26 protein-coding genes and 1 pseudogene are annotated in these 23510 nt (G+C 54.8%); 18 read left to right on the top strand and 9 right to left on the bottom strand.

All coding sequences use genetic code 11. From position 1 onward, the window contains the following. The first annotated feature begins 100 nt into the window (after positions 1 to 100). The 5 genes from AURMO_RS06165 to AURMO_RS06145 all read left to right on the top strand — a co-directional run bounded on the left by AURMO_RS06165 (position 101) and on the right by AURMO_RS06145 (position 5843). Entirely contained in the window at positions 101 to 1450 is a 1350-nt protein-coding gene (locus AURMO_RS06165) for an ABC transporter substrate-binding protein (protein WP_110234086.1), read from the top strand. Positions 1451 to 1537: 87 nt separating this feature from the next. Beyond that, positions 1538 to 2467 (top strand): carbohydrate ABC transporter permease, encoded by a 930-nt coding sequence (locus AURMO_RS06160; RefSeq protein WP_110234084.1) that lies wholly within the window; start codon positions 1538 to 1540, stop codon positions 2465 to 2467. After that, on the top strand, positions 2467 to 3279 hold the full coding sequence (locus AURMO_RS06155; protein ID WP_110234082.1) for a carbohydrate ABC transporter permease: 813 nt from the start codon (positions 2467 to 2469) through the stop codon (positions 3277 to 3279). The genes AURMO_RS06160 and AURMO_RS06155 overlap by 1 nt, the downstream gene beginning before the upstream one ends. Before the next feature lie 30 nt (positions 3280 to 3309). After that, entirely contained in the window at positions 3310 to 4782 is a 1473-nt protein-coding gene (locus AURMO_RS06150; protein ID WP_110234080.1) for a mannitol dehydrogenase family protein, read from the top strand. 44 nt (positions 4783 to 4826) lie between these two features. Continuing rightward, positions 4827 to 5843, top strand: coding sequence for an NAD(P)-dependent alcohol dehydrogenase (locus AURMO_RS06145; RefSeq protein WP_110234078.1), 1017 nt, complete (start codon positions 4827 to 4829; stop codon positions 5841 to 5843). A 26-nt stretch (positions 5844 to 5869) separates the two neighbouring features. Here the strand turns inward: AURMO_RS06145 and AURMO_RS06140 are convergent, their stop codons facing one another. Together AURMO_RS06140 and fbaA are read right to left on the bottom strand one after the other, a co-directional pair. Beyond that, entirely contained in the window at positions 5870 to 6421 is a 552-nt protein-coding gene (locus tag AURMO_RS06140; protein WP_110234076.1) for a DUF6264 family protein, read from the bottom strand. Between the two features lie 13 nt (positions 6422 to 6434). Further along, positions 6435 to 7460: a class II fructose-bisphosphate aldolase gene (gene fbaA, locus AURMO_RS06135; protein ID WP_110234074.1), complete on the bottom strand. Its 1026-nt coding sequence runs from the start codon at positions 7458 to 7460 to the stop codon at positions 6435 to 6437. Positions 7461 to 7618: 158 nt separating this feature from the next. On the opposite strand from fbaA, the gene glpX reads away from it, so the two are divergent. Beyond that, complete coding sequence (glpX, locus tag AURMO_RS06130) at positions 7619 to 8611, top strand: class II fructose-bisphosphatase (RefSeq protein ID WP_420807766.1); 993 nt, start codon at positions 7619 to 7621, stop codon at positions 8609 to 8611. On the opposite strand, the gene AURMO_RS06125 is transcribed toward glpX, so the two are convergent. Both AURMO_RS06125 and AURMO_RS06120 read right to left on the bottom strand, forming a co-directional pair. Next, entirely contained in the window at positions 8608 to 9843 is a 1236-nt protein-coding gene (locus AURMO_RS06125) for an MFS transporter (RefSeq protein ID WP_162532692.1), read from the bottom strand. The genes glpX and AURMO_RS06125 overlap by 4 nt on opposite strands. A 15-nt stretch (positions 9844 to 9858) precedes the next feature. After that, on the bottom strand, positions 9859 to 11091 hold the full coding sequence (locus tag AURMO_RS06120; RefSeq protein ID WP_110234070.1) for a DNA recombination protein RmuC: 1233 nt from the start codon (positions 11089 to 11091) through the stop codon (positions 9859 to 9861). A gap of 79 nt (positions 11092 to 11170) precedes the next feature. Between AURMO_RS06120 and AURMO_RS06115 the strand changes: the two genes are divergently transcribed. From AURMO_RS06115 to AURMO_RS06090, 6 genes and pseudogenes are all read left to right on the top strand, one after another. Next, positions 11171 to 12667: a CoA-acylating methylmalonate-semialdehyde dehydrogenase gene (locus tag AURMO_RS06115; protein WP_204163597.1), complete on the top strand. Its 1497-nt coding sequence runs from the start codon at positions 11171 to 11173 to the stop codon at positions 12665 to 12667. A 12-nt stretch (positions 12668 to 12679) separates the two neighbouring features. After that, on the top strand, positions 12680 to 13267 hold the full coding sequence (locus tag AURMO_RS06110) for a hypothetical protein (RefSeq protein WP_162532691.1): 588 nt from the start codon (positions 12680 to 12682) through the stop codon (positions 13265 to 13267). Then, positions 13264 to 13482: a DUF6186 family protein gene (locus AURMO_RS06105; protein ID WP_110234064.1), complete on the top strand. Its 219-nt coding sequence runs from the start codon at positions 13264 to 13266 to the stop codon at positions 13480 to 13482. Before AURMO_RS06110 ends, AURMO_RS06105 begins: the two co-directional genes overlap by 4 nt. 21 nt (positions 13483 to 13503) lie before the next feature. Beyond that, on the top strand, positions 13504 to 14577 hold the full coding sequence (gene ychF / locus AURMO_RS06100; RefSeq protein ID WP_110234062.1) for a redox-regulated ATPase YchF: 1074 nt from the start codon (positions 13504 to 13506) through the stop codon (positions 14575 to 14577). Positions 14578 to 14588: 11 nt separating this feature from the next. After that, positions 14589 to 15269, top strand: coding sequence for an SOS response-associated peptidase (locus AURMO_RS06095; RefSeq protein ID WP_110234060.1), 681 nt, complete (start codon positions 14589 to 14591; stop codon positions 15267 to 15269). A 22-nt stretch (positions 15270 to 15291) separates the two neighbouring features. Then, positions 15292 to 15612 (top strand): annotated as a pseudogene (locus tag AURMO_RS06090) (HigA family addiction module antitoxin); the annotation flags it as partial. A gap of 1 nt (position 15613) precedes the next feature. Here the strand turns inward: AURMO_RS06090 and AURMO_RS06085 are convergent. Continuing rightward, positions 15614 to 16912, bottom strand: coding sequence for a threonine/serine exporter family protein (locus AURMO_RS06085; RefSeq protein ID WP_110234056.1), 1299 nt, complete (start codon positions 16910 to 16912; stop codon positions 15614 to 15616). A gap of 78 nt (positions 16913 to 16990) precedes the next feature. Here AURMO_RS06085 and AURMO_RS06080 point away from each other — a divergent pair, with 78 nt between their 5' ends. Both AURMO_RS06080 and AURMO_RS06075 read left to right on the top strand, forming a co-directional pair. Continuing rightward, entirely contained in the window at positions 16991 to 17776 is a 786-nt protein-coding gene (locus AURMO_RS06080) for an SDR family NAD(P)-dependent oxidoreductase (RefSeq protein ID WP_110234054.1), read from the top strand. Beyond that, a complete protein-coding gene (locus AURMO_RS06075; RefSeq protein WP_110234052.1) occupies positions 17776 to 18240 on the top strand; it encodes an SRPBCC family protein in 465 nt (154 codons plus the stop codon). Before AURMO_RS06080 ends, AURMO_RS06075 begins: the two co-directional genes overlap by 1 nt. Here the strand turns inward: AURMO_RS06075 and AURMO_RS06070 are convergent, their stop codons facing one another. Beyond that, positions 18241 to 19077 (bottom strand): SDR family NAD(P)-dependent oxidoreductase, encoded by an 837-nt coding sequence (locus AURMO_RS06070; protein WP_239406808.1) that lies wholly within the window; start codon positions 19075 to 19077, stop codon positions 18241 to 18243. A gap of 145 nt (positions 19078 to 19222) precedes the next feature. Here AURMO_RS06070 and AURMO_RS06065 point away from each other — a divergent pair, with 145 nt between their 5' ends. Continuing rightward, positions 19223 to 19435 carry a YgaP-like transmembrane domain gene (locus AURMO_RS06065; RefSeq protein WP_162532690.1) on the top strand — a complete coding sequence of 71 codons (213 nt, stop codon included), beginning with the start codon at positions 19223 to 19225 and terminating at the stop codon, positions 19433 to 19435. A gap of 56 nt (positions 19436 to 19491) precedes the next feature. Here the strand turns inward: AURMO_RS06065 and AURMO_RS06060 are convergent, their stop codons facing one another. Both AURMO_RS06060 and AURMO_RS06055 read right to left on the bottom strand, forming a co-directional pair. Continuing rightward, entirely contained in the window at positions 19492 to 20358 is an 867-nt protein-coding gene (locus AURMO_RS06060; protein WP_162532689.1) for an IS3 family transposase, read from the bottom strand. Next, complete coding sequence (locus AURMO_RS06055) at positions 20355 to 20831, bottom strand: helix-turn-helix domain-containing protein (RefSeq protein ID WP_110233498.1); 477 nt, start codon at positions 20829 to 20831, stop codon at positions 20355 to 20357. Before AURMO_RS06055 ends, AURMO_RS06060 begins: the two co-directional genes overlap by 4 nt. Before the next feature lie 109 nt (positions 20832 to 20940). Here AURMO_RS06055 and AURMO_RS06050 point away from each other — a divergent pair, with 109 nt between their 5' ends. Together AURMO_RS06050 and AURMO_RS06045 are read left to right on the top strand one after the other, a co-directional pair. Continuing rightward, positions 20941 to 21150, top strand: coding sequence for a DUF4287 domain-containing protein (locus tag AURMO_RS06050; protein WP_110234895.1), 210 nt, complete (start codon positions 20941 to 20943; stop codon positions 21148 to 21150). Further along, the gene (locus AURMO_RS06045; RefSeq protein WP_110234046.1) at positions 21150 to 21512 is read left to right on the top strand and encodes an iron chaperone; all 363 of its coding nucleotides are present in this window, start codon (positions 21150 to 21152) and stop codon (positions 21510 to 21512) included. The genes AURMO_RS06050 and AURMO_RS06045 overlap by 1 nt, the downstream gene beginning before the upstream one ends. Here the strand turns inward: AURMO_RS06045 and AURMO_RS06040 are convergent. Further along, a complete protein-coding gene (locus tag AURMO_RS06040; RefSeq protein ID WP_110234044.1) occupies positions 21509 to 22918 on the bottom strand; it encodes an MATE family efflux transporter in 1410 nt (469 codons plus the stop codon). The genes AURMO_RS06045 and AURMO_RS06040 overlap by 4 nt on opposite strands. A 56-nt stretch (positions 22919 to 22974) precedes the next feature. Between AURMO_RS06040 and AURMO_RS06035 the strand changes: the two genes are divergently transcribed. Next, positions 22975 to 23496: an SOUL family heme-binding protein gene (locus tag AURMO_RS06035; RefSeq protein WP_110234042.1), complete on the top strand. Its 522-nt coding sequence runs from the start codon at positions 22975 to 22977 to the stop codon at positions 23494 to 23496. The last annotated feature ends 14 nt before the right edge of the window (positions 23497 to 23510 follow it).

The raw sequence follows: 23510 nt of genomic DNA, 5'->3' as shown, positions 1-23510 counted from the left end.
CCGAAACTCTCTCCCTTTCTGGGTGAAGGCAACTTTTCTTAGCCAGGTCGGTATGGCGAACACCAAGTAAGTAAATAGCAACGACAACAAAGGAGTATCAATGCTTTTGACTAAAAAGCGTGCACTTGCTTTGAGCGCGATCCTCGCCACCTCGGCACTCGCACTCACAGGCTGTTCAGGTGCTGGTGGAGCTAAGCAGGACGTCACTCTGACGCTCGCAACTGTAAGCAACCCACAGATGAAGGACATGGAAGAGCTCAAGGGCCAGTTCGAAGCTGACAACCCAGGTATCAAGGTCAACTTCGTTCAGATGGAAGAAGGCGACCTTCGTGCCGCTGTTACCGCTGACGTCGCTTCCGGTGCGGGTCAGTACGACATCGTCACCGTTGGTGCTTACGAAGTTCCACAGTGGGGCGCAAACGGCTGGCTGCAGGACCTCACTCCTGCGCTCAAGGCTGACGCTACCTACGACGTCGAGGACATTCTTCCTCCCGTCCGTGCAGCACTTTCTGTAGATGGCAAGCAGTACGCAGTGCCTTTCTACGGTGAGTCTTCCATCCTCATGTACAACAAGGAAATGCTTGCTGCTGCAGGCGTTACCATCTCTAACAACCCAACTTGGCAGGAAGTTGCTGCTGCAGCTCAGGCTGTCAAGGACCAGGGCATCGCTGACTCGGGTATCTGCCTCCGCGGCAAGCCTGGTTGGGGTGACCTGTTCGCACCTCTCACCACTGTTGTTCAGACCTTCGGTGGTTCTTGGTACGACATGAACTGGGACGCACAGGTTAACTCTCCTGAGTTCACCGAGGCAGTTACCTTCTACAAGGACCTCCTCGCAAGCGCAGGTCAGGCTGACCCCGTTTCCTACTCGTTCACCGAGTGCCTTAACCTTCTCCAGGAGGGTAAGACCGCTATGTGGTACGACGCATCTGTAGCTGCATCGATCCTCGAGGACGCTAAGACCTCTAAGGTTGCAGGCAAGATGGGTTACGCTCACGCTCCTACCTACAAGACCGCTGAGTCCGGATGGCTTTGGTCGTGGAACCTCGCAGTTCCCGAGTCCTCCAAGAACAAGGAAGCTGCAGACAAGTTCGTACTGTGGGCAACTTCTAAGGACTACCAGCAGCTCGTTGGTAAGACTCTCGGCTGGACCCGCGTACCTCCAGGGGCTCGTATCTCAACCTACGAAATCCCTGAGTACAAGGAAGCTGCTGCAGCATTCGCACCCATCACCCTTGAGGTCATGAGCGCAGTGAACCCATCGCAGCCTGGTGTTAACCCACAGCCATGGGTTGGTATCCAGTACGTAACCATTCCTGAGTTCCAGGATGTCGGAAACCAGGTTGCACAGCTCGTAGCTGACGCAATCGCGGGCCGCATCTCGGTCGAAGAGGCTCTGAACAAGGGCCAGGAGATCGCTCAGAAGGCTGGAGACGCCCACAAGAAGTAATAACTTCTTAGGCAACTCAACTCGGGGCCGGTCACTCACCTGACCGGTCCCGGGTTTCCACCCCCTCAACGACGAGAAAGAACAACCATGACGACCATCGCTCAGAAGCCAGGCGCACAAGCAGTGCCACCGGTAGGCGCAGCAGAGAAGAAGAAAGTACGACTTTCACGCTCGCTGATTCTCCCCGCACTGATTTTCGCTTTGGTCCTGACCCAGATTCCCTTCTTGGTCACGATCTACTTCTCGATGCTCAACTGGAACCAGCTCTACCCCAACGAGGTCGGCTTCAACTGGTTTGCCAACTATGTGACTGTGTTCACTGGCCCAGACTTCCTCTCATCCCTCGGAGCAACAGTGCTCATCACAGGATCTTCTGTCGTCCTGTCCCTGTTGTTTGGCCTCGGATTTGCCATTCTTCTTGACCGTAAATTCCCCGGTCAAGCTATTGCTCGCACACTTCTCATTACTCCCTTCCTGATCATGCCTGCTGCTGCAGCGCTGATCTGGAAGTGGTCCATGCTGGATGCCAACGTCGGAATGATCAACTTCGCGTTGACTAGCCTCGGTCTTCCTGCAGTGGCATGGAACACGGATCTTCCTGCCGTCACCATCATCATGTTGTTGACCTGGCAGTTCACCCCCTTCATGATGCTGATCCTGCTGGCAGGTCTGCAGAGCCAGAGCAAGGATGTCCTTGAAGCTGCTTCTGTTGATGGCTCGGGTGCTATCCGCACATTCCAGTGGATTACCTTGCCTCACATGCGTCAATACATCGAGATTGCTACTCTGCTGGGCTCGATCATGTTGCTGCAGGTCTTTGACCCCATCGCCATCATGACCAAGGGAACTGGTGGCACCAAGACACTGTCCTACCTGCTCTATGAACGAGCATTCATTGGTCTTGATGTGGGCCAGGCAGCTGCCTTCGGTGTTGTCACCGTATTCATCACCATTCTTGTTGCCACTATCGCCCTTCGAACTTTGTTCAAGGTATTCATGAACGGAGGAGACCGCTGATGCGTCGTTTCAAGAGTGGGCTAACCACCACCATCACCTGGATTCTGGTCCTGCTGTTCTTCTTCCCCATTGCGTGGATGTTCATGACGGCGTTCAAGTCAGAAGCCGACGCGGCCTCTATTCCGCCCAAGTTATTCTTTACACCCACGCTGGATCAGTTCCAGATTGTTTTTGACCGCGGCATGGGTTCATTCTTGTTGAACTCGTTCTCCTCCAGCATTTCGTCAACCCTGATTGTGCTGTTGCTGGCTATTCCTGCCGCGTATGCACTGAGCATTCGCCCGGTCAAGAAGGTTCAGGACTCCCTGTTCTTCTTTATTTCCACTCGCTTCATGCCTGTGGCAGCATCCATCCTGCCCATCTTCTTCATTCTGAAGTTCACCGGCCTGCTGGATAACATCACCGCTTTGACCTTCCTCTACGCCGCAATGAACCTCCCCATTGCTGTGTGGATGATGCGCTCCTTCTTCAATGAAGTTCCCATGGAAATCATCGAAGCTGCCCAGATCGATGGTGCGAACTTCCGTACCGAGCTGGTCAAGGTAGTACTTCCGATTGTGATTCCAGGTATTGCAGCTGTCGCACTGATTTGTTTCATCTTCTCGTGGAACGAATACTTCATGGCTCTGCTGCTAACCACGGATACGGCACGCACCACTCCGCCATTCCTGGCTAGCTTCGTTGATGGTCGTGGTCAGTTCCTTGCAGTACTTTCTGCCGCGTCGACCATCGCTGTTCTCCCCGTCATCATCGCGGGATGGGCTGCTCAGAAGCAGCTCGTGCGCGGCCTTGCCATGGGTGCTGTGAAGTAGTTCTCAGAAACAAACAGAGACAAACAGATCATGACTACCCTCAACAAGAGCACCCTCTCAGGGATTAAGCCCGGGGTTCCCACCCCGAGCTATGACCTAGATGCTGTGAAGACGGGAATCGTTCACTTTGGTGTGGGAGGTTTCCACCGTTCACACATGGCCATGACGCTGAACCGCCTTATGAACGACGGTAAAGCTCTGGACTGGGGCATCTGTGGTGTTGGTCTTCTCGAAGGCGACAAGAAGCTCCGCGATATCTTCGCTGAGCAGGACTGCCTTTACACCTTGGTTCTCAAGCACCCAGATGGTGTGCGTGAACCTTCAGTTATCGGCTCCATTCGTGAATACATGTTTGCTCCTGATGACCCCGAAGCGGTTATCGAAAAGATGGCAGACCCTGAGACGCGTATTGTCTCGCTCACCATCACTGAGGGTGGATACAACTTTGATCGTGTAACCGGCGAATTTATGGCCTCCACACCAGCCGTTGCAGCCGATCTCAAGGACGGTGCAATTCCCTCCACTGCTTTCGGTTTTGTGACCGAAGCACTGCGCCGTCGCCGTGAACGTGGCATCCCTGCGTTCACTGTGCTTTCCTGTGACAACATCCAAGGCAACGGGCACGTAGCCAAGGAAATGTTCACCGCCTTTGCCAAGCTCAAGGACGCTGAGCTGGGTGAGTGGATTGAGCAGAATGTCGCATTCCCCAACTCGATGGTTGACCGCATTACGCCGGTAACAGCTCCTGAAGATATCGCTGAAGTTGCTGAACTCACTGGGCTCAATGACTCATGGCCGGTAGTAGCCGAGCCGTTCTTCCAGTGGGTTATTGAAGATGATTTCCCACTCGGTCGCCCACCTTTCGAAGATGCTGACGTCCAGCTCGTGGAAGATGTTGAGCCATATGAATTGATGAAACTTCGTCTTCTCAACGCCAGCCACCAGGGTTTGACCTACTTTGGATACCTCTCTGGTTACCGCTTTGCTCACGAGGCCCTGGCAGATCCCGCAATCGCCAATTTCCTCCTGGCTTATATGGATAAGGAAGCAACTCCTACGTTGCGCCCAGTTCCTGGCATTGACCTCACTGCTTACAAGCACATGCTCATTGAGCGTTTCTCAAACCCTGAGGTTCGTGACACTCTTGCTCGCTTGTGTGCTGAGTCCTCAGACCGTATCCCCAAGTGGCTAGTTCCTGTCATTCACGATCAGCTCGCTCGCGGAGGAGATGTCACGCTCTCTGCTGCCATTGTGGCCAGTTGGGCTCGTTATGCCGAGGGTGTCGACGAGCAGGGTGAACCTATCAATGTGGTTGACCCCCTCAAAGATGAACTCATTCCTATCGCGCTCTCGCAGCGAGAGAATCACCTGGCATTCGTTCAGAACAAACAGCTGTTTGGAAATCTGAGTGAGAACGAGAAGTTCACCGTTCCATATCTTGCGGCACTCGAGTCCTTGTTCACTCGCGGTGCTCACGAAACCGTTTCCAGCTACACCCGCTGATTCAGCACGACAACACCATTTCCCACAACAAGTAAGAGAACATCATGACTACCCAGATGAAGGCATCGTTTCTGAAGAAGCAGGGCGAAATTGCTGTTGAGACGATCGACGTTCCTGAGGTTCGTGCGGATGAAGTTCTCGTTCAGGTCGCAGCCGTTGGCGTCTGCGGAAGTGACGTTCACTACTACGCACACGGCAAGATTGGCCCCTACGTCGTAGAGGAGCCTTTGATCTTGGGCCACGAGCTTTCCGGTGTGATTACTGCCGTTGGTTCTGATGTTGACCCAGCTCGTATTGGCCAGCGCGTCGCAGTAGAGCCTCAGCGTCCCTGTGGTGACTGCTTCCAGTGCAACGCAGGTCGTTACAACCTGTGCCCAGACATCGAGTTCTATGCAACTCCACCCATCGATGGTGCCTTCTGCGAATACGTCACTATCCAGTCCAAGTTCGCCTTCGAGATCCCAGAAAGCGTTTCCTTCGAAGCTGCTGCCCTGATGGAGCCTCTCTCGGTGGGCATCTGGGCATGTGAGCGTGCTGAAGTGGGCAAGGGTAGCCGCGTACTTATTGCCGGTGCAGGTCCAATTGGTGTCATCGTGGCGCAGACTGCTCGCGCACTCGGTGCGGCTGAAGTCATCATCACCGATGTTGCTGAAGACCGTCGTGAGTTCGCTCTCAAGCACGGTGCAACCAAGGCACTGGATCCTCGCGTTGACGAGCTTGCGGGTCTAGAAGTTGATGCGTTCATCGATGCATCAGGTGCTCCGGCTGCCGTGCAGGGTGGCATCTTGGCTGTGCGTCCTGCGGGTCGAGTGATCCTGGTCGGCGGCGGTCACGATGAGTACAGCCTGCCTATTTCGTTCATCCAGAACCGCGAGATCTGGATCAGTGGTGTCTTCCGCTACACCAACACCTGGCCTACTGCCATTGAGATGGTGTCCAGCGGCAAGGTTGATCTCGACATCTTGGTCACTGGCAGGTTTGGGCTCAACGAAGTTGAAAATGCTCTCAACGCAGGGAAGACTGCAGGCCAGCTCAAAGCAATCGTTTACCCTGGAAAGTAAAACCAGCGAACTGCGCCGGCTCTTAATTACTTTCCGGCGTTGATGAGGGAATTGATTCCCTCTTGAAAGCCAGGGTCTGAAAACAGCGCAATAAAGATGCATGCTGTCGACAATGCGTTTGAAATCACTGCACCCAGTACTGGAACCCACCAGGCGAACTTCTTTGCCTTCATGCGCTGACGAGAAATCCACACCACCATGGCCAAGACAACTGCCTGAATGGTCACGGCAACCCAGCCCATTTGAACGGCGAAGGTGATGTTCTCAAAGTTGCCCAGGTTGAACGCGGGGTTCAAGGTGTTGAGCTCGTCATAGAGCAGGTTCATCGAGTTGCGTGGGTTGATGTAGTCGCCGAGGCCGGAGAAAACCGAATACACCGCGACAAAAATCAAACCCCAGGTGATCATGCGATCGAAAGCAAGGCTCCGCTCCTTCTTCTCCTCTGGTGTGAGGGGAGTCGGAGCCTGCTTCGAATCGTTCTTGTCTTTCTTGACGTTCTTTTCCTGTGCGGCAGGGGTCACCTGAGAAGCCTTATCTTCCGTCTCGGAAGCAGGCGTGTTCTCAGGAGTTTCTGCCATGGAAATGAACGTCTTACTTGCCGGAGTGGCCAGCAGAGCCGAGCTGGTGAGTTGCCTGACCAACACGAGCTGCCATGGCAGTCTCAGCGAGCTTGCCCCATGCGCGGGGGTCATAGATCTTCTTGTTACCCATTTCGCCATCAACCTTGAGCACACCGTCGTAGTTGCGGAACATGGTGTCTGCAACAGAGCGGGTGAAGGCGTACTGGGTGTCGGTGTCAACGTTCATCTTGATAACACCGTTGGCAACAGCTTCAGCAATCTCAGCGTCAGTTGAACCAGAACCACCGTGGAATACGAGGTCGAAAGGCTTAGCTGCGGTGCCGAACTTGGCCGCAACGCCTTCCTGGATTTCCTTGAGGAGTTCGGGGCGAAGCTTGACGTTACCGGGCTTGTAGACGCCGTGGACGTTACCGAAGGTCATCGCAGCCATGTAGCGACCGTTTTCGCCCAGGCCCAGAGCCTCAACGGTCTTGATGCCGTCTTCGATGGTGGTGTAGAGGCTGTCGTTGATGTCGTGAGAGACGCCGTCTTCCTCGCCACCGACAACACCGATCTCGACCTCGAGGATGGCGTTGATGTTCTTGGTCTTCTCGAGCATCATCTGAGCGATCTCAAGGTTCTCCGCCAGAGGAACAGCGGAACCGTCCCACATGTGTGACTGGAAGATGGGGTTACGGCCAGCCTTGACCTCTTCTTCGCTAGCTGCGATGAGAGGAAGAACGAAGTCATCAAGAGCGTTCTTGGGGCAGTGGTCGGTGTGGAGAGCCACGGTGATGGGGTAGCTCTTTGCTACTTCGTGAGCGAACTTCGCGAATGCGAGTGCACCGGTTGCACGTGCCTTCACGGTGTGACCTGCGAAGTAGTCAGCACCACCAGTAGTGACCTGGATGATGCCGTCAGAACCAGCCTCGGTCAGTCCCTGAAGAACAGCGTTGAGCGTCTGTGAGCTCGAAACGTTGAACGCGGGGTATGCAAAGCCCTTGGCTTTTGCCTTGTCGAGCATTTCTGCATACTGTTCCGGGGTTGCGACGGGCATGACATCTCCTAGATTTGTGGCGCGAATAGAAACGGGAAAGCGCCCCTCTAGTCTAACCAGCCCACCAGTGAGCGTGATTCGGGTATGAACGAAACGAATACGTGAGTATTACGCCCGTCGACTGGGGAGTGACGCGCGTCGACGCCTAGGCTGAGAGCGTGACTACGACAAACACCGGAATCCTGAACCTTCACCCTGATCGCAACCTTGGTATGGAGCTGGTGCGAGCTACCGAGGCTGCCGCTATCCGCGCAGTGCCCTTCATCGGCCATGGCGACAAGAATGCAGCTGACAAGGCTGCAGTCGACGCCATGCGCGCTTTCCTCGCCACCGTGAACTTTGACGGTGTCATCGTCATCGGTGAGGGCGAGAAGGACGAAGCTCCCATGCTCTTCAATGGTGAGCACGTGGGTAATGGTCGTGGTCCTGCCTGCGACATTGCGGTAGACCCCATCGACGGCACCAGCCTGACGGCCGCCGGCCGTCAGAATGCGGTCTCGGTCATTGCCGTTTCTGACCGCGGCACCATGTTGGATGCCTCCTCTGTCTTCTACATGAACAAGATTGTGACCGGCCCTGCGGGTATTGGTGTTGTTGACATTCGTAAGCCCATTGGCGAGAACATTCGTGCTTTGGCCAAGGCCATGGGCAAGGATGTCGGAGATATCCGTGTTGCTGTTCTTGACCGTCCCCGTCACGAAGGATTGATTCAGGAAATCCGTGACGCTGGAGCGGGAACCAGGCTTCTTCTCGACGGTGACGTCGCTGGTGGCATCAACGCTGCCCGCTATGAATCGCGCATCGACATGTGTGTAGGAATCGGTGGCAGCCCTGAAGGTGTCGTAACTGCCTGTGCCATCAAGGCACTAGGGGGCATGATTCAGACTGTTCTTGCCCCTAAGGATGACGAGGAAAAGCAGAAGGGTCTTGACGCAGGCCTCAAGTTTGACTACGTCTATGACCAGGACACCCTCGTCACCAGTGACAACACCTTCTTCGTCGCAACTGGTGTGACCGATGGTGGTCTTGTCGAAGGTGTTCGCCGCAAGGGTCCGATCATCCGCACCGACAGCATCATTTTGCGAGGTCGTTCCGGAACCATCCGCCGAGTTCAGGCGGACTACCGCGCTGACCGCTGGCTCGAGTCTTAAGTAGCCAACTTGAGTTCTGCGTCAACCATTCGGTTTCGACGCAGAATCAGGGCAGCAGGAATATTTGCTGCAACAGAGACGATCATGAGTGTTGTCAGAACCACTGTCCAGTCGTTGGTGCTGCTGTAGAGCAAGCCCATGAGTGGCGGTGCCATGGCAGCGCATAAATACGCCACGATCTGAGCAAACCCACTCAATGCCATGGAGCTGCGCACGCTACCTGTGCGCAGGTTGACCAAGACGAGCGCCAGCGGGAATTCCAAACATCCTGTTCCCACAATGGCAACCCAGATCCACGTTCCATGCGTGGGGGAGAGCAGTAAGCCCAGATATCCCACAACAAAGAAAGCACTGCCGACAGTAACAAGCCAGTGCACGTGCTTTCCCATCCGCTTTGCTAAGCCCGGGGTCACAAATGCCAAGGGCAGGCCAATGCCGGCAAAGAGGGCTAGAAGAGCACCACTTTGTACTGGGGTCACCCCGGCAATATCAATGAGAATGACCGGCATCCATGCATACATGGCATAGCCGGTGATGGAAGAAACAGCGAGGACAGTTCCCACTGCCCACGCTGTGGGGGAGCGCCAGGGATGAATCTTCCGCACCTGTGGGGACTCTTCTGGCGCATCGAACGACGAGTCTTTGCGGTGAGAACGGTATTCCAGGATCCAGGGGATCAGCGCAATGGTGGCAATAACTGCCCACTGGAGTAGAGATCCACGCCAGCCAATGGCATCAGCCACGGGAACAGCCACTAGCGCAGGCAAGAAGGCACTGATCGACATGATCGACATATAGACCGAAGTCATCATGCTGACCCGGTCAGGGAAGTATTTGCGCACCACCGGCGGCATGGCCACGTTGGCAAACCCCATGCCCACCAGAGCAGACAGAGTTCCCACAGCGAGGGTCTGCCAATTCACGGAGGCAGCACGAATGACGTGCCCCAGGATCATGAGAATTAAAGCCAAAATCAGTGTGCGCTCCAGGCCGATGCGCTTCTCAATGCGAGGAGTAAAGACTCCACCGGCCGCAAAGCTCAGAGGGGCGATAGATCCCAACAGGGCGATAGCTGCTGTGTTGAGTTCGTAGGTCTGGCCAATAATCGGAATCAGTGGTGACAAACCTGCCACAGCTGCCCGCATACTGAACGCCACCAGTGCGATACCCGCAAACGCTAAAACGCGCCCGGCGAATAATGCTCGGGGCGCGTTAGCTGATGGGGAACTCACGTTCCCATCATGTCATTAGCTGGGGAGACCCTTATTGTCGGGGTCGATCAACTCATCAGAGGTGATCGGCTTAGGAGCATCGTGCACCTCAATGCCCTCAGGCAGGATCTTGGTGGGGTCAATGCCGGGGAACTTACGAGCAGTCGAGAGGACACGAGTCTCCAGCGAAGAGATGAAGCCGTTGTAGTGCTTCACGGTGTTCTCAATTGCTTTACGAAGGTCTTCGGTGTGCTTGGTCATGGTGCTTAGGCGTGAGTAGAGCTCAATACCCAAATCAAAGAGCTTCTTTGCTTCATCGGTAACGACCTGCTGCTGCCAGGTGTAGGAGACGGTCTTGAGCACTGCCCACAGGTTCACGGGGGAAGCTAGAGCTACGCGCTTACCGAAGGCGTAGTCCAGCAGAGTGGGGTCTGCTTCCAGAGCTGAGGCCAGGAGGGATTCACTCGGAATGAATGCAAGGACGAATTCGGGGCTGAAGTCGAAACCGCTCCAGTAGCTCTTCGAGCTCAGCGCATCCACGTGAGAGCGCACTGCCTTGACGTGCTGATCCATCAAGCTCTTGCGACGGGCAGCTTCTTCGCCGGTTGCGGTGATCGGGATCTGACTTGCCTCGAGGTAGGAGTTGAACGGAACCTTGGCGTCGATGACGATGGTCTTTCCGCCGGGCAGATTAATCACCATGTCGGGACGGATGGTCCCACCATCGGTCTTCATGGTGGTTTGAGTGTCAAAGTCAACGTGGGCAGTGAGGCCAGCAACTTCAACGAGTCGGCGAAGCTGAGCTTCACCCCAGGTGCCACGGACGCTGTTTGAGCTGAGAGCTGAAGCTAAAGACTGAGTAGTTGCGCGAAGTTCTTCACCGAACTGGCGAGACTCCGTCAGTTGCTGAGCAATCTGGCCATATTGTTCTTGGCGCTGGTTTTCCAGGTCGTTGACCTTGGTCTGCATGGCCTGCAGGGTCTCTTTGACAGGAGCGAGCGCCTCAAGAACCTTGTGCTCTTCTTTGGCTCGCTCGACGTCTTCTGCAACGCGACGGTCATTGGTCTCACGAAGTTCAGCAATCATGCGCTCAAGACTGGAAATTTGCTCATCTTTACCTGAGATGCGCGCCTCGGCGGTGGCAGCGCGCACAGCGAGGTCGCCTGCATCCGTTGGCAATCCTTTGCGTGAGCGCAATGCCCAGCCAATAGAGATACCGGCAATGATGCCTGCGATTAATCCGAGCAGAAGAAAGAGAGCTGAATCCATACCTTTAGTGTGTCAGCAGGTACTGACAAATCCCTGCTCCCACGGTTAGAGTGATGGAGCACAGAAGGAATTGATATTCATGTCACAACTCCCCGTTGTTCCACACTGGATTGATGGGGCAGAGCGCCCCTCCACATCCGGTCGCACCGCTCCTGTTTTTGACCCAGCCCTAGGTGTCGAAACAAAGCACGTTGCACTCGCTAACCAGGCAGAAATTTTGGAAGCTATTGCTTCCGCGAAGGCTGCTTTCCCCGCATGGCGCGATGCCTCTCTGGCAAAGCGTCAGCAGATCATCTTCAAGTTCCGTGAGCTGCTCAATGAGCGCAAGGGTGAACTTGCCGAGATCATTACCTCCGAGCACGGCAAGGTTCTCTCTGACGCCATGGGTGAAATCACCCGAGGCCAGGAAGTTGTTGAATTTGCCTGCGGTTTGAACCAAATGCTCAAGGGTGAGTATTCCGAGAATGCCTCCACTGGTGTTGACGTGTACTCCACTCGACAGCCTCTCGGCGTTGTCGGAGTTATCTCTCCGTTCAACTTCCCCGCCATGGTTCCCATGTGGTTCTTCCCCGTGGCCATCGCGGCAGGAAACACTGTGGTGCTCAAGCCATCTGAAAAGGACCCCACAGCAGCAATCTGGATTGCCAAACTCCTGAAGGAAGCTGGTCTTCCTGACGGTGTCTTCAACGTCCTGAATGGTGACAAGGAATCCGTGGACGGGCTCCTCGAGCACCCGGACGTTCAGGCCATCTCGTTTGTGGGTTCCACTCCTATTGCGAAGTATGTCTACGAAACCGGTGCCAAGAACGGCAAGCGCGTTCAGGCACTCGGAGGAGCTAAGAACCACATGCTGGTTCTTCCCGACGCTGACCTCGACTTGGTTGCTGATTCCGCCATCAACGCAGGCTTCGGTTCTGCAGGTGAGCGTTGCATGGCAATCTCCGTGGTTGTTGCTGTTGAGCCCGTCGCTGACGCCCTCATTGAGAAGGTTGTCGAGCGCATGGGCAAGTTGACCACCGGTGACGGTCGTCGTAATTGCGACATGGGTCCCTTGGTTACCAAGGTTCACCGCGACAAAGTTGCCTCCTACATCGACATTGCCAAGGAAGACGGCGCAAAGGTTGTCGTGGATGGACGCGAGCAGGAATTCGATGGCGCAGCCGACGGTTTCTGGCTTGGCCCCACTCTCATCGACAACGTGCCCACTACTTCCAAGGTCTATACCGAGGAAATCTTTGGACCCGTACTCTCTATCGTTCGCGTGAAGAGTTACGACGAGGGTGTTGAGCTCATCAACAACGGTGCTTTCGGTAACGGAACCGCAATCTTCACCAACGATGGTGGTGCAGCTCGTCGCTTCCAGAACGAGATCGAGGTCGGCATGATCGGTATCAACGTGCCCATTCCTGTCCCCGTGGCGTACTACTCCTTCGGTGGTTGGAAGAACTCACTGTTCGGTGACACCAAGGCTCACGGTGCTGAAGGCGTTCACTTCTTCACCCGCGGCAAGGCCATCACCAGTCGCTGGCTTGACCCCAGCCACGGTGGCATCAACTTGGGCTTCCCCCAGAACTAAGTCAGGCGCTCAGTGACCACCGGAGTTATCAAACCCCGGTGGTCACTGAGCGCAATTCTCTGGATTTGTGTCCTGGGAATTATGGCCGGGTTTCAAACCTGGCGTGGTGCCTATGTTGACGGCATCCTGTTCTTTGCTCTTGTGGCCATGCTGGTGCTGGACCGCCTGACCGGCGGTCAGATTGTCATTTTCAAGAAGCCGATTGTGGCACCGAAGATTGTTACGATCGGCATCACGGGGGTGCTTGGCGTTGTCTTAGTGCTTGCTCCTCGGCATAGCTGGATTGACCTCGCAGTCTTTATCGCGATTGGTGTGACCGTGCTCATCGTGGCGTGGGAGCCTGCGCCAGAACGAGTCAAACGCCCACGAAAAGCCATGCTTCGCTCCATGTGGTTCTGGTCCATAGCTGCAGTCGTACTGTGTTTGTGGGAAGCCACGGCATTCATCTTGAGCGTGACGCTGCCCAATGGTTACCTGTATTTCCCCACCATTTCTGTTCTCCTTGACCCGTTTGTGGAAACCCTCGGGGGAAGGATTGTTTTTGTGGGACTGTGGCTTGCCGCGGGATATGGACTTCTTCGTTTCTGGAGGAAGTCATGATCTGGAATTTAGTTGCAGCTGGATACGCCGTCATCGCACTCATCGCAATAGGTGTTGAAATCTTTGCTCAGCGCAAACCTGACACCGTTGCCCCCATCGGGGACATGTTGGACCATGTGATGAAGTCCAGAACGACTCGCGTGGCAGTAATTGCTGCATGGTGGTGGTTTGGCTGGCACTTTGCTTTTGCTGACACGGTGCAGTTGAACCTCTAGCCCCGGGTACGATTAACCCTTGTGGCTCTAACTATCGCAATCGTGGGACTGCCCAATGTCGGCAAGTCAACCCTGTTCAACGCTCTGACCAAGAGCACCGTTCTCGCAGCGAATTATCCGTTCGCCACGATTGAGCCCAACGTGGGAGTTGTCAACCTCCCCGATGAGCGCCTCGGCGTTCTCGCAGGCATCTTCGGCTCCGAACGTCTGCTGCCTGCAGCAGTGTCGTTCGTCGACATTGCCGGCATTGTGAAAGGTGCTTCCGAAGGTGAAGGCCTCGGTAACAAGTTCTTGGCCAACATCCGTGAAGCTGACGCTATTGCGCAGGTTGTGCGCGGATTCTCTGACCCTGACGTTGTTCACGTCGATGGCAAGGTCAACCCTGCCTCTGACATGGACACCATCAACACTGAGCTGATCTTGGCTGACCTCCAGACTCTGGAGAAGGCTATTCCTCGTATTGAGAAGGAAGTGAAGGGCAAGAAGGCTGAGCCAGTTGCCCTCGAGACAGCTCTCGAAGCACAGAAGGTGCTCAACGACGGCAAGCCACTGTCTTCCACCACCATTGACCTCGCTCCCATCAAGGAACTGGGTCTGCTCACTGCAAAGCCCTTTATCTATGTGTTCAACGTGGATGAGGATGTTCTCGGTGACGAGGCTAAGCGCAAGGAACTCGAGGCACTCGTTGCACCGGCCAAGGCAGTTCTGCTCGACGCCAAGCTTGAGTCTGAGCTGATTGACCTCGACGCAGCAGATGCTGCTGAGTTGCTGGCCTCAACCGGCCAGGATGAGTCCGGACTCGACCAACTCGCTCGTATTGGCTTTGACACCCTCGGTCTTCAGACCTATCTCACCGCAGGTCCTAAGGAAGCTCGTGCGTGGACCATTGGTAAGGGTTGGAAGGCTCCTCAGGCAGCCGGTGTGATCCACACCGACTTCGAGCGTGGCTTTATCAAGGCAGAAATCATTTCCTTCCAAGACCTCGTCGACACCGGCTCAGTTGCCGAAGCACGTGCCAAGGGCAAGGCCCGCATGGAAGGTAAGGACTACGTCATGCAAGATGGCGACGTAGTCGAGTTCCGCTTCAACGTCTAAGGGAGTCCAGCATGTGTGGAGGTTACGCGCTCGCGGAACCGACCGAAGTGTTGGAAGACGTCTTCAACGTTGACCTGGTGGGGGAGAACCTCCCAGGGCCCAGCTGGAACATCAGACCCACTAACCAGGTGCCCATTGTGGTGGACACCGTGGATGCATCAGGCGACCAGCGCCGGCGCTTAGAAAGCGCTCGCTGGTCTCTGATTCCTTCCTGGGTCAAGGGTGAACCACCCAAGTTCTCCACCTTCAACGCCCGCAGTGAAGACGCTGCGTCGAAGCCTTCCTGGCGGGACGCGGTGAAGTCCAAGCGCTGTGTGGTTCCGGCCTCGGGATATTACGAGTGGGTTGTGGAAGACGGTGTGAAAGTTCCTCACTACATTCACTCCTCTGAGACCCTTGCGTTTGCTGGGCTGTATTCGTGGTGGCGGACCGCAGAGAGCGACCCTTGGATGCTCACGGCCACCATATTGACAATGCCGACGGTGCCAGAGTTAGCGGCTATTCATGACCGGAATCCGGTGCCACTACCCCAGGAATTCTGGGCAACGTGGCTGGATCCACAGGAAGTGGGAACGCAGCAGCTGGTGGATTTGGCAGTTGCTCAGGCGAGACCGGTCGCTTCTGGTTTGAGTGAGTATCGAGTGAACCCCATCAAGGGTAATGGCCCTGACTTGATTGTCCGTGCCACCTGATTAACTTCTCTATAGGGAGAGGTCAACGCTCATGAAATTATTGGAACAGGTAACTCCTGGTCAGGTTTTGCTGCATGACTTTCTTAACCCTTATGGATTGTCCCAGTCTCAACTCGCACGTCATATCGACGTGCCCGCCCGACGAATTAATGAGATTGTTCACGGTAAGCGAGCCATCACGCCTGACACAGCCCTGCGTTTGGCAAGAGCCTTTGGAATGACTCCCCGATTCTGGCTGAACCTCCAAGCGCGATTTGACCTTGACAAGCAGTCAGAAATTCTCAATGAGACCTTAGACCGGATTGAGCTTCTTCCTGCCTTGCAGGAGCAGCTTCGCGCCTAGGTTATTTCCCCGGCTTGATCTTGACGGTGTTCAAGATGAGGCCTGCCCCATTGCGCATGATGAGCTTGGTGTCTGGAGCAATCTTGGACAGCAGGGGATAGACCGCCGTGGCCAACATCATGCCAATAGCCATGGCAAAGAAGGTGAGTGCTGCAGTTCCGGCCACGTCACTGAGGTTGTGTGCCGATTCAATCTCTCCGGTCATGGCGACAAACCCCGTGGAGCCGGGAACAATCAGCCAGAACGTGGGCAAGAAGATAGCCAAGTCACCGGGACCACCACCCAGACGAGCATTGATAGCCCAGGAAATGATGAGGCCCACTGCCGTGGCAAGTCCTGCTGAGAGGGCAACACCGAGGGCAGGCAGTGTGAAGACCGAGACGGCAAAGCTCAGCACCAGCACGAACAGGCTGGGCAACCAGAGTCTGGTTGGGGTGCAGAAGTAGAGGAAGGTGCCGATGCCATACAAAATGGCACCTGCCCATGCCGCCCATTCGGGCGTCATGGTGGAGGTGAGATCCTCCAGGCGGTTGGCAGGAATGCGGCTGATGCTGATCGCCAGTGCACCACCAAAGGCCATGCTGCCCAAGATCATGACGGCATAGATCAGACGTGCTGCGCCCGAGATCATGTAACCACTGACCAGCTCAATAATGGCTGAGGTCAGTGACGCACCAGGCAACAACACCACAACCAACATCGCCACCATGCGCACGGGATCTGGCTTGTCTAGGGCAATGGAGATACCGGCCACCATGACGCCGGCAATAAAGGTGGCAACCAGAGGCAACAACGCTGCGAAGCGGGGGCTTCTACTCATATTCAAAACGAGAACACCAATGACGGCACCCATCACGGTGATGGCGCCCAAGGAGGGCAAATCCATCCGGAAGGCGGCACCAAAACCTAAAGCAGAGAGGGCATACCCCACGACGCGTAGCCAGCTGGGATAAATCGGCTTCTTGGTGGCAATGGCACGCAGACTCTCGGCCACATCGTGGGCATCTTCTTTGTTGTGACGAGCCTGCGCCATGACCGACTGCACCTGCGTCATTTGGTCGAAGCGGTAGCTGGTCTTCACTGAGCGCATCTGAGGAACGCCGTGCTTCTTGGTCTCCGTGAGCACCAAGGTGGGCAACAGAACAATCTCGGCATCTGCGTCATAGGCAGCCGCAAGACCACGGAGTACTTCCTCTGCCTGGGGCGCGGGGTAGGTGGAGCTCACCATGGCAGCTGCCGCTTCGGTTAGCATGTCTGTCACATCAGGACGTGTGGCAGGTGCTGGTGTTTGCTCAGTCATAACTCCACGGTAACAAACTCCCTCCACAACCTAGACTTGGGACTTCAGGGCACTTTCTGGGCCCACTTGGGAGTTCTGATGGAATACACCGGCAAAACCACACTCATCACTGGTGCAAGCTCAGGCATTGGCGTGCACTTTGCAGAGGGCTTTGCTGCCCGTGGTAGCAACCTCGTTCTGGTTGCACGCCGTAAGGAACTCCTTGCTGATCTTGCCGCGAAGTTGACCAAGAACTATGGCGTCACCGTGGATGTCATCACCGAAGACCTCAGTCTTCCAGGCTCCGGCGCTGCGCTGGAGAAGAAGGTTGCTAAGAAGCACACCGTTGATGTGTTGGTGAACAACGCTGGTTTTGGCACCAACAACCTCTTCGTGGATGAGGACCGATCACGTATTGCTCAGGAGATTCAACTCAATGTGGGCACACTTGTTGACCTCACCGCGGCTTTCTTGCCTGCCATGGTGGAGCGCAACAGCGGAGTTGTGGTGAACATTGCCAGCACGGCATCGTTCCAGCCCGTTCCTGGCATGGCTGTCTATGGCGCCACCAAAGCTTTTGTTCGTTCCTTCACTGAGGCAGTCTGGGGTGAGCTTCGTGGAACGAAAGTGCGTGTTCTTGCGGTGAGTCCCGGTGCCACCGAGTCCGAGTTCTTCCTCGTTGCGGGAGGAAAGTCTCCCGGTAAGCCCATGCCAGCAACTGCTGTAGTGGAAACCATGTTCGCCGCCCTGGATGCATCCTCGTCGACACCATCTGTAGTCGTGGGTGGAATGAATAAAATGTCCTCATCACTGGTGATGTTCTTCCCCAAGAAGACGGTGATCAAATTGGTGGGCACCATGTTCATGCCCAAGGAAGGCAAGTAATGCAGCACAACTTTCTCTACTCTGTAGAGCGCGAATACACCCAGCCCATGAGTCGCATCTGGGAGGCCTGGACTGACGCTGCTCAGCTTGAAGCCTGGTATCACCCCACCGTGCTGGCAAACGTTCCTGGTTCTTCTGTTTCCGAACCTCACGTGGGTGGCAACTGGGCAATTGCCGTGGACGTGCCTGAAGCAGGCTTTCAGTCCTGCTTCTGGGGCACTTACACCGCAATAGAACCCGGCAAACTCATCGAGCACACCATGTTCTATAGCCAAGACCCTGCAGAGTTTGCTGCCAAGGATCTCTCCGGTGAATTCGCCAAGATCGTTGTCGACTTCGAAGAGCGTCCCACCGGAACCTGGGTGAAGTTCAGCCAGTATGGTGAACTCCCCGAAGAGCACATCCCTCTCGCCAAAGCAGGAATGGACAGCTACTTCCAGTCGCTTGCTGACTACCTGGACTAACTAGCCCAGTAACGCCTTCATCTGCTTATAAATCAGAGCAGCTGCCTTCTCGGGCATCAAGCGAGTGAGTTTGTCCATTGTCTTGGCATCAGAACCGATGAAGACTTTGTAGGAGTTCTTCTCGATGGCGCCAATGATGGTGCTTGCTGCCACGTTCACTGAGGTCATCTTGAACTTGTTTCCTTCGTGAACATCCATGTCTGCGGGCATAGCCATGCCGGAGTTCTGGGCAATGTTGGTCTCAATCGCACCAGGATAAATCGCGGTGACGTGGACATTGGTGTCCATGAGTTCAGAGTGCAGACCTTCGGTCAGCAGTTTCACTGCTGCCTTGGTGGCACCGTAAATGGTCTGGCCAGGAACAGGGGCATAGCCACCCATGCTGGAGACGTTGGCGATGTAACCCTCGGGGCGCTTGAGAAGTTCAGGCAAGAAAGCCTTCACGGTGTTGATGGTGCCATAAAGGTTCACGTTGATGACGCGTTCTATGGCATCGAACTCGAGATCGTTGACACGAACAAATGGCTGAATGATTCCTGCCACATTGACCAGAGCATCAACCTGACCGTGCTTGGTGATTACTGCCTTCGGCAGTGCCATCACCTTGGCGCGGTCGGTGATGTTGAGGGTGTGGGTGGAGAGCTTGGCACCCTTGCCGGCAAGCTTGGCTGTTTCCTTCAAGCCGTCGGCGTTGAGGTCCACGGCAGCGACCGTGGCACCCTTGGCGAGGAGTTGGAGTACGAGTTCACGAGCGATACCGTTACCGCCACCGGTGACGACGAATACTTTGCCTGCGATGTCCATGATGTGTTCCCCATTCTGGATGATGTTCCTCATCCACTTTCAGTATCCTCCTGCCCGCTGAGTGCCACCTATGTTTTTGGACCGCTCAGCGGTCGAAATGAGCATTTCTCCTGTGTAAGGACCCTGCTAAATGCTCTGTTCGCAGTATTCTGGAGATACCCAAGGAACAGGAGTCATCATGGGTTTCACCGCATTTATGTCATCGACCTTCGGTCGCTGGGCTCGCATCGTTGTGGGGCTCGTTCTCGTCATCGCTGCCCTCACCTGGGGTCCCATTGGCGCCATCTTCTTCTTTATCGGCCTCATGCTCATTTCAGCTGGTGCTTCTGACACCTGCTACTTCGGGCCACTCTTTGGTCGCGGATTTAACGGCAACGACAACCGCCGCTAACGAAAACCTCAAGAAAGCCTCCGAAGTAATTGAACTGAACCCCTTTATTGGGACAGTTAATGAGGAGTCGGCTTCAAGTCTCTAATGGTCTGAGTTCGGTAGTCAACCGGACTCAGACCATTGAGCTTTAACTGGACCCTGTCGTGGTTGAACCAGTGAATGTATTTCTCTAGTTCCCGCTTGAACTGGCCCATGCTGGTGAAGTGGTGTTGACGCAGGAATTCTTCTTTGAAGTGTCCGAAGAAATTCTCAGCAACGGCATTGTCGAGACAGTTGCCTTTTCGTGACATTGATTGAGTGATGCCGCGTTGTTTCAACGCGAGTTGATATTTGATGTGTTGGTAATGCCATCCCTGATCTGAATGCATCACCAACCCAGTGCCAGGTTTCAACTGAGTGAAGGCTTTCTCCAACATTCCTGTGACTAAACCCATCACTGGTGATGGTGCCAGTTCATAAGAAATCACTTCACGGTTAAACAAATCAATCACGGGTGAGAGATATTGCTTCTGGCCCAGGACATAAAACTCAGTGACATCGGTCACCCATTTCTTCGACGGCTGTGCGGCATCAAAGTTCCTTGCCAACACGTTTGGCGCTGCCTTGCCAATCTCGCCCCTGTAGGACTTGTATTTCTTGCGCCTTCGAACTTGGCATGTGCGGCCTTCTTGACGCATCAACTTCAACACCGTCTTCCCGCTCAACTGGATGCCATGTCTAGTGGCAAGAACGGCGCGAATGCGCCGATAACCATAAGAACGATAAGAACCATCAAAGACCTCACGAAGCAGCGGACGAAGCTGCTCATAACGGTCGAGAGGAACAGGTTGTGAGCGGTGGCGATAGTAGGTGGAGACAGATAACCCCACCGCCTTCAAAACAGCTCGTGTGGAGTATTTGTGCTCTAACTCAGTAACAATCACAGACCGGACAGACGTCGATCTTCCTCCTGGGCTAGAGCCACCCATTTTTTTAGAATCTCGTTCTCCATCTCCAAAAACGCAAGCCGTTCCTCAAGCGTTTCCGGACGAGAATCTTTCCGCGGTCGCCCTTTAGCTTTCTCATAGAAAACTGAAGGACCGCCTTCGCGATAAGCCGACACCCATTTGGTCAACATGCCCCGATTAGAAATTTCAAACTCGGCAAGAACATCAGTTTTTGAAGCGCCAGCAAGAAACTTCTCAACCGCAGCAACCTTGAGCTCTGGCGGATAGAACTTCTTTCCCATAACTGTTGAGTCTAAAAGTCGACCCTGCAAATAACGATCCTGCCAATGCCGGACCGAATCCAGATTCAACCCCAAATGCGCCGCAACAGCTTTATAGCCAAAACCCGCATCGAAAAGCTTTGCAGCTTCGATGCGGGTTTCGATTGAATGAATAACCTTGCCATTCATGAACTCATCCCTTTCAAGTAGTGACTCTTAATTACGAGTCCCACTTTTGGGGTTCAGTTCAAATTCGGAGGCTTTCTTCTTTAACTTCAGTTTCAGTACTCTGTTGTTCATGACTGAAAAAGTTCAAGGCCCCGCTTCCTACTTCCCCTCGATCGAGAAGAAGTATGGTCAACCCATTGATCACTGGATGAGCCAGCTTGATGCTGTGAAAGATCAGAAGCACATGGACCAGGTGAACTACCTCAAGACCGAACACGGCATGGGTCACGGTCACGCCAATGCGATTGTTGCTGTTTATCGCGTAAACAACGGTCTCTAATGTCAACGGCTGAAATTGACGCCTATATTGCGGCGCAACCAGAGCCTCAGCGCTCCACGCTTGAGCACTTACGCAAACAGATCCTGACTGTCATTCCAGAGGCGGAGCAGTGCATTTCTTATGCAATGCCAGGTTTCCGGGTGAACGGCAAGGTTGTTGCCGGTTTTGCTTCGTATAAGAAACACATCGGCTATTACCCTCACTCTGGGCAAGTCTTTGGCGTCATGATGGATGACCTGGCTGGCTATGTCGTCTCTGAAAAGGGTGGTGGGGTGCAATTCCCCATTGATAAGGCTGTGCCAGACGCTTTGATTGAGAAGCTCATTGCCGTGCGCATGAGCCAGGCTTTCCCTCACGCCTAGGGAACATGAATGATCCCCGTGGTGGGGTCATCCGGAAGTTCTTCCGGTTTGAAGTGCTTGTCAGCGACTGCTTGCCACTGAATGCGGCGTTCTCTCCAGCTAAAGAAGAACACTTTGAAGAACTCTTCAATGGTTCGGCCAATGAAAAGGCCATAGATGCCCAGGGGAGTGAAGAAGGCTAAGGCAATAGTGATGGGTACGCCCACCAAGAACGGTGCAATGAAGTCGCCAATCACAACGCCCTTGACGTCATCTCCGCTGGGGAGAATAGCGGCACCTAATAGGGCAATGCGCACCTTGACGAACTGAATGGTGGCATTGAGCAGGATGGCAAAGGTGACCGGGATGAGAACTGCGGGGCCAACTTTGGGAAAGAGTGTGGGCACAGCAAAGGCACTGCCCGCAAAGAGAACACCAAACGCGATGCCGGTATAAACGCCAACCCGCTTGATCTTGGCAATCCAGGCCTGAGCCAGGGCGCCGTCACCGGCTCCCACCGCACGGCCTGCCAGTGCGGTGACCGCGCTCATCAGGCCCAAGCTAGCCACAAAGAAGACCGCTTCCAGGGAGCCAAAGATCTGCAGAACGGCTAAGGCATCGTTGCTGATTTGCTGGGCAATGATGTTGTAAATGAAGTTGCCCGAGGTCCAGAAAATCGTGGTGAGGGCCAGGGGTATACCCAACACAAACAGGGGAACCAAGACCAGCTTCCAGCTGACCCAGTTGCCCGGGGTTTCCCATCCAGCAATGCGATAAAGACCGTAGGTTTGGTAGGCCATCACGGCGGCTTTGATGATGCAAATAATGAGCGTTGCCCAGGCTGCGCCCACGATCCCCATCGCAGGAATGCCAAACCATCCAAACACCAAGATGATGGCGATGGGGGTGTTGAGCACCGTGGTGATGATGGTCGCCACCATGGGGGAGCGGGCATGGTCTGCCGAGCGCAGAATGCCGCTGAAGATTTCAGCCAGCACGGCAAAAGGCAGACTCAACGAGAGCACTGACATATAGATGGGGCCTTCTTTGAGCACATCGTCAGATGCGCCACAAGCCCGGAGAATCTCCGCGGGGAAGAACACCAACGGAATCGCAACGAGGCAGGAAATAACAAATCCCACAATCAGCGCCGAGGACACAACAGTGTTGAGTTCTTTCTCGCGCTTGGCGCCATACGCACGTGCAACCAAGATGGCAGCGCTAGCACCGAGAGCGCCCAAGGTGAAGGTGGGAATCAGATTCAGGCTGTTGACCAAGCCGACAGAGGCAACTGCAACGGCACCGAGTGCTCCCACCACAATCTGGTTGATGAAGTTCAGTAGCAGGATGAAGACAAACTCCAGGCTGACCGGAATCGCGATATTCGCGATTTCCCGTCCTGGAGTAGCTGCTACTGGTGTCGACATAACTTCCCAAGCTTATTCCCGGCAGACATACAACTGGCAGGCATACACTCAAAGGCATGACCGAAGAACAGCCCTATACCGTCCTCAAGAACTACGACGGGTTTGAGCTGCGCCACTACCCGGACTACGTCCTGGTTCAGGTCGACGTCACTGGTGACTTTATGCGCGCGGGCAACGTGGCCTTTGGCCCACTCGTGAGCTACATCTCCGGCAATAACGTGGTGGGTAAGAAGATCGCCATGACAGCGCCGGTATTACAAGAAACCCGTGGTGAAGAAACTCACACCGTTTCCTTTGTCCTTCCTGCCGGTATGAGTATTGCGGATGTTCCCTTACCTTCCAATGCTCGCGTCTCTACCAAGCACGTGGCAGCCCACGACGCAGCGGTGTTGAAGTTTGGTGGTGGCTGGAACGGTGACCGTTTCCAAGAAAACGGAGACATTCTTCAAAAGAAAGTCCACGAAGCAGGCCTCACCGCGGTGGGCAATGTCTACTACGCCCGCTTTGATCCACCGTGGAAACCATGGTTCCTCAAGCGCAATGAAGTTCTCATTGCCCTTGCTCCTGGGCAGGTTTAACGCTCTAGGCTAGT

Origin of the sequence: Aurantimicrobium photophilum (assembly GCF_003194085.1) — a bacterium.
GTDB lineage: Bacteria > Actinomycetota > Actinomycetes > Actinomycetales > Microbacteriaceae > Aurantimicrobium > Aurantimicrobium photophilum.
Note: the sequence above shows the minus strand (reverse complement) of the source record. Positions and strands in the feature narration are given on the sequence as shown.

What these genes read in the sequence shown, in the direction of transcription:
- AURMO_RS06165 (WP_110234086.1), top strand. Translation starts at nt 101, where the DNA reads ATGCTTTTGACTAAAAAGCGTGCACTTGCTTTGAGCGCGATCCTCGCC.
- AURMO_RS06160 (WP_110234084.1), top strand. Translation starts at nt 1,538, where the DNA reads ATGACGACCATCGCTCAGAAGCCAGGCGCACAAGCAGTGCCACCGGTA.
- AURMO_RS06155 (WP_110234082.1), top strand. Translation starts at nt 2,467, where the DNA reads ATGCGTCGTTTCAAGAGTGGGCTAACCACCACCATCACCTGGATTCTG.
- AURMO_RS06150 (WP_110234080.1), top strand. Translation starts at nt 3,310, where the DNA reads ATGACTACCCTCAACAAGAGCACCCTCTCAGGGATTAAGCCCGGGGTT.
- AURMO_RS06145 (WP_110234078.1), top strand. Translation starts at nt 4,827, where the DNA reads ATGACTACCCAGATGAAGGCATCGTTTCTGAAGAAGCAGGGCGAAATT.
- AURMO_RS06140 (WP_110234076.1), bottom strand. Translation starts at nt 6,421, where the DNA reads ATGGCAGAAACTCCTGAGAACACGCCTGCTTCCGAGACGGAAGATAAG.
- fbaA (WP_110234074.1), bottom strand. Translation starts at nt 7,460, where the DNA reads ATGCCCGTCGCAACCCCGGAACAGTATGCAGAAATGCTCGACAAGGCA.
- AURMO_RS06120 (WP_110234070.1), bottom strand. Translation starts at nt 11,091, where the DNA reads ATGGATTCAGCTCTCTTTCTTCTGCTCGGATTAATCGCAGGCATCATT.
- AURMO_RS06115 (WP_204163597.1), top strand. Translation starts at nt 11,171, where the DNA reads ATGTCACAACTCCCCGTTGTTCCACACTGGATTGATGGGGCAGAGCGC.
- AURMO_RS06105 (WP_110234064.1), top strand. Translation starts at nt 13,264, where the DNA reads ATGATCTGGAATTTAGTTGCAGCTGGATACGCCGTCATCGCACTCATC.
- AURMO_RS06095 (WP_110234060.1), top strand. Translation starts at nt 14,589, where the DNA reads ATGTGTGGAGGTTACGCGCTCGCGGAACCGACCGAAGTGTTGGAAGAC.
- AURMO_RS06085 (WP_110234056.1), bottom strand. Translation starts at nt 16,912, where the DNA reads ATGACTGAGCAAACACCAGCACCTGCCACACGTCCTGATGTGACAGAC.
- AURMO_RS06080 (WP_110234054.1), top strand. Translation starts at nt 16,991, where the DNA reads ATGGAATACACCGGCAAAACCACACTCATCACTGGTGCAAGCTCAGGC.
- AURMO_RS06075 (WP_110234052.1), top strand. Translation starts at nt 17,776, where the DNA reads ATGCAGCACAACTTTCTCTACTCTGTAGAGCGCGAATACACCCAGCCC.
- AURMO_RS06070 (WP_239406808.1), bottom strand. Translation starts at nt 19,077, where the DNA reads ATGAGGAACATCATCCAGAATGGGGAACACATCATGGACATCGCAGGC.
- AURMO_RS06065 (WP_162532690.1), top strand. Translation starts at nt 19,223, where the DNA reads ATGGGTTTCACCGCATTTATGTCATCGACCTTCGGTCGCTGGGCTCGC.
- AURMO_RS06055 (WP_110233498.1), bottom strand. Translation starts at nt 20,831, where the DNA reads ATGAATGGCAAGGTTATTCATTCAATCGAAACCCGCATCGAAGCTGCA.
- AURMO_RS06050 (WP_110234895.1), top strand. Translation starts at nt 20,941, where the DNA reads ATGACTGAAAAAGTTCAAGGCCCCGCTTCCTACTTCCCCTCGATCGAG.
- AURMO_RS06045 (WP_110234046.1), top strand. Translation starts at nt 21,150, where the DNA reads ATGTCAACGGCTGAAATTGACGCCTATATTGCGGCGCAACCAGAGCCT.
- AURMO_RS06040 (WP_110234044.1), bottom strand. Translation starts at nt 22,918, where the DNA reads ATGTCGACACCAGTAGCAGCTACTCCAGGACGGGAAATCGCGAATATC.
- AURMO_RS06035 (WP_110234042.1), top strand. Translation starts at nt 22,975, where the DNA reads ATGACCGAAGAACAGCCCTATACCGTCCTCAAGAACTACGACGGGTTT.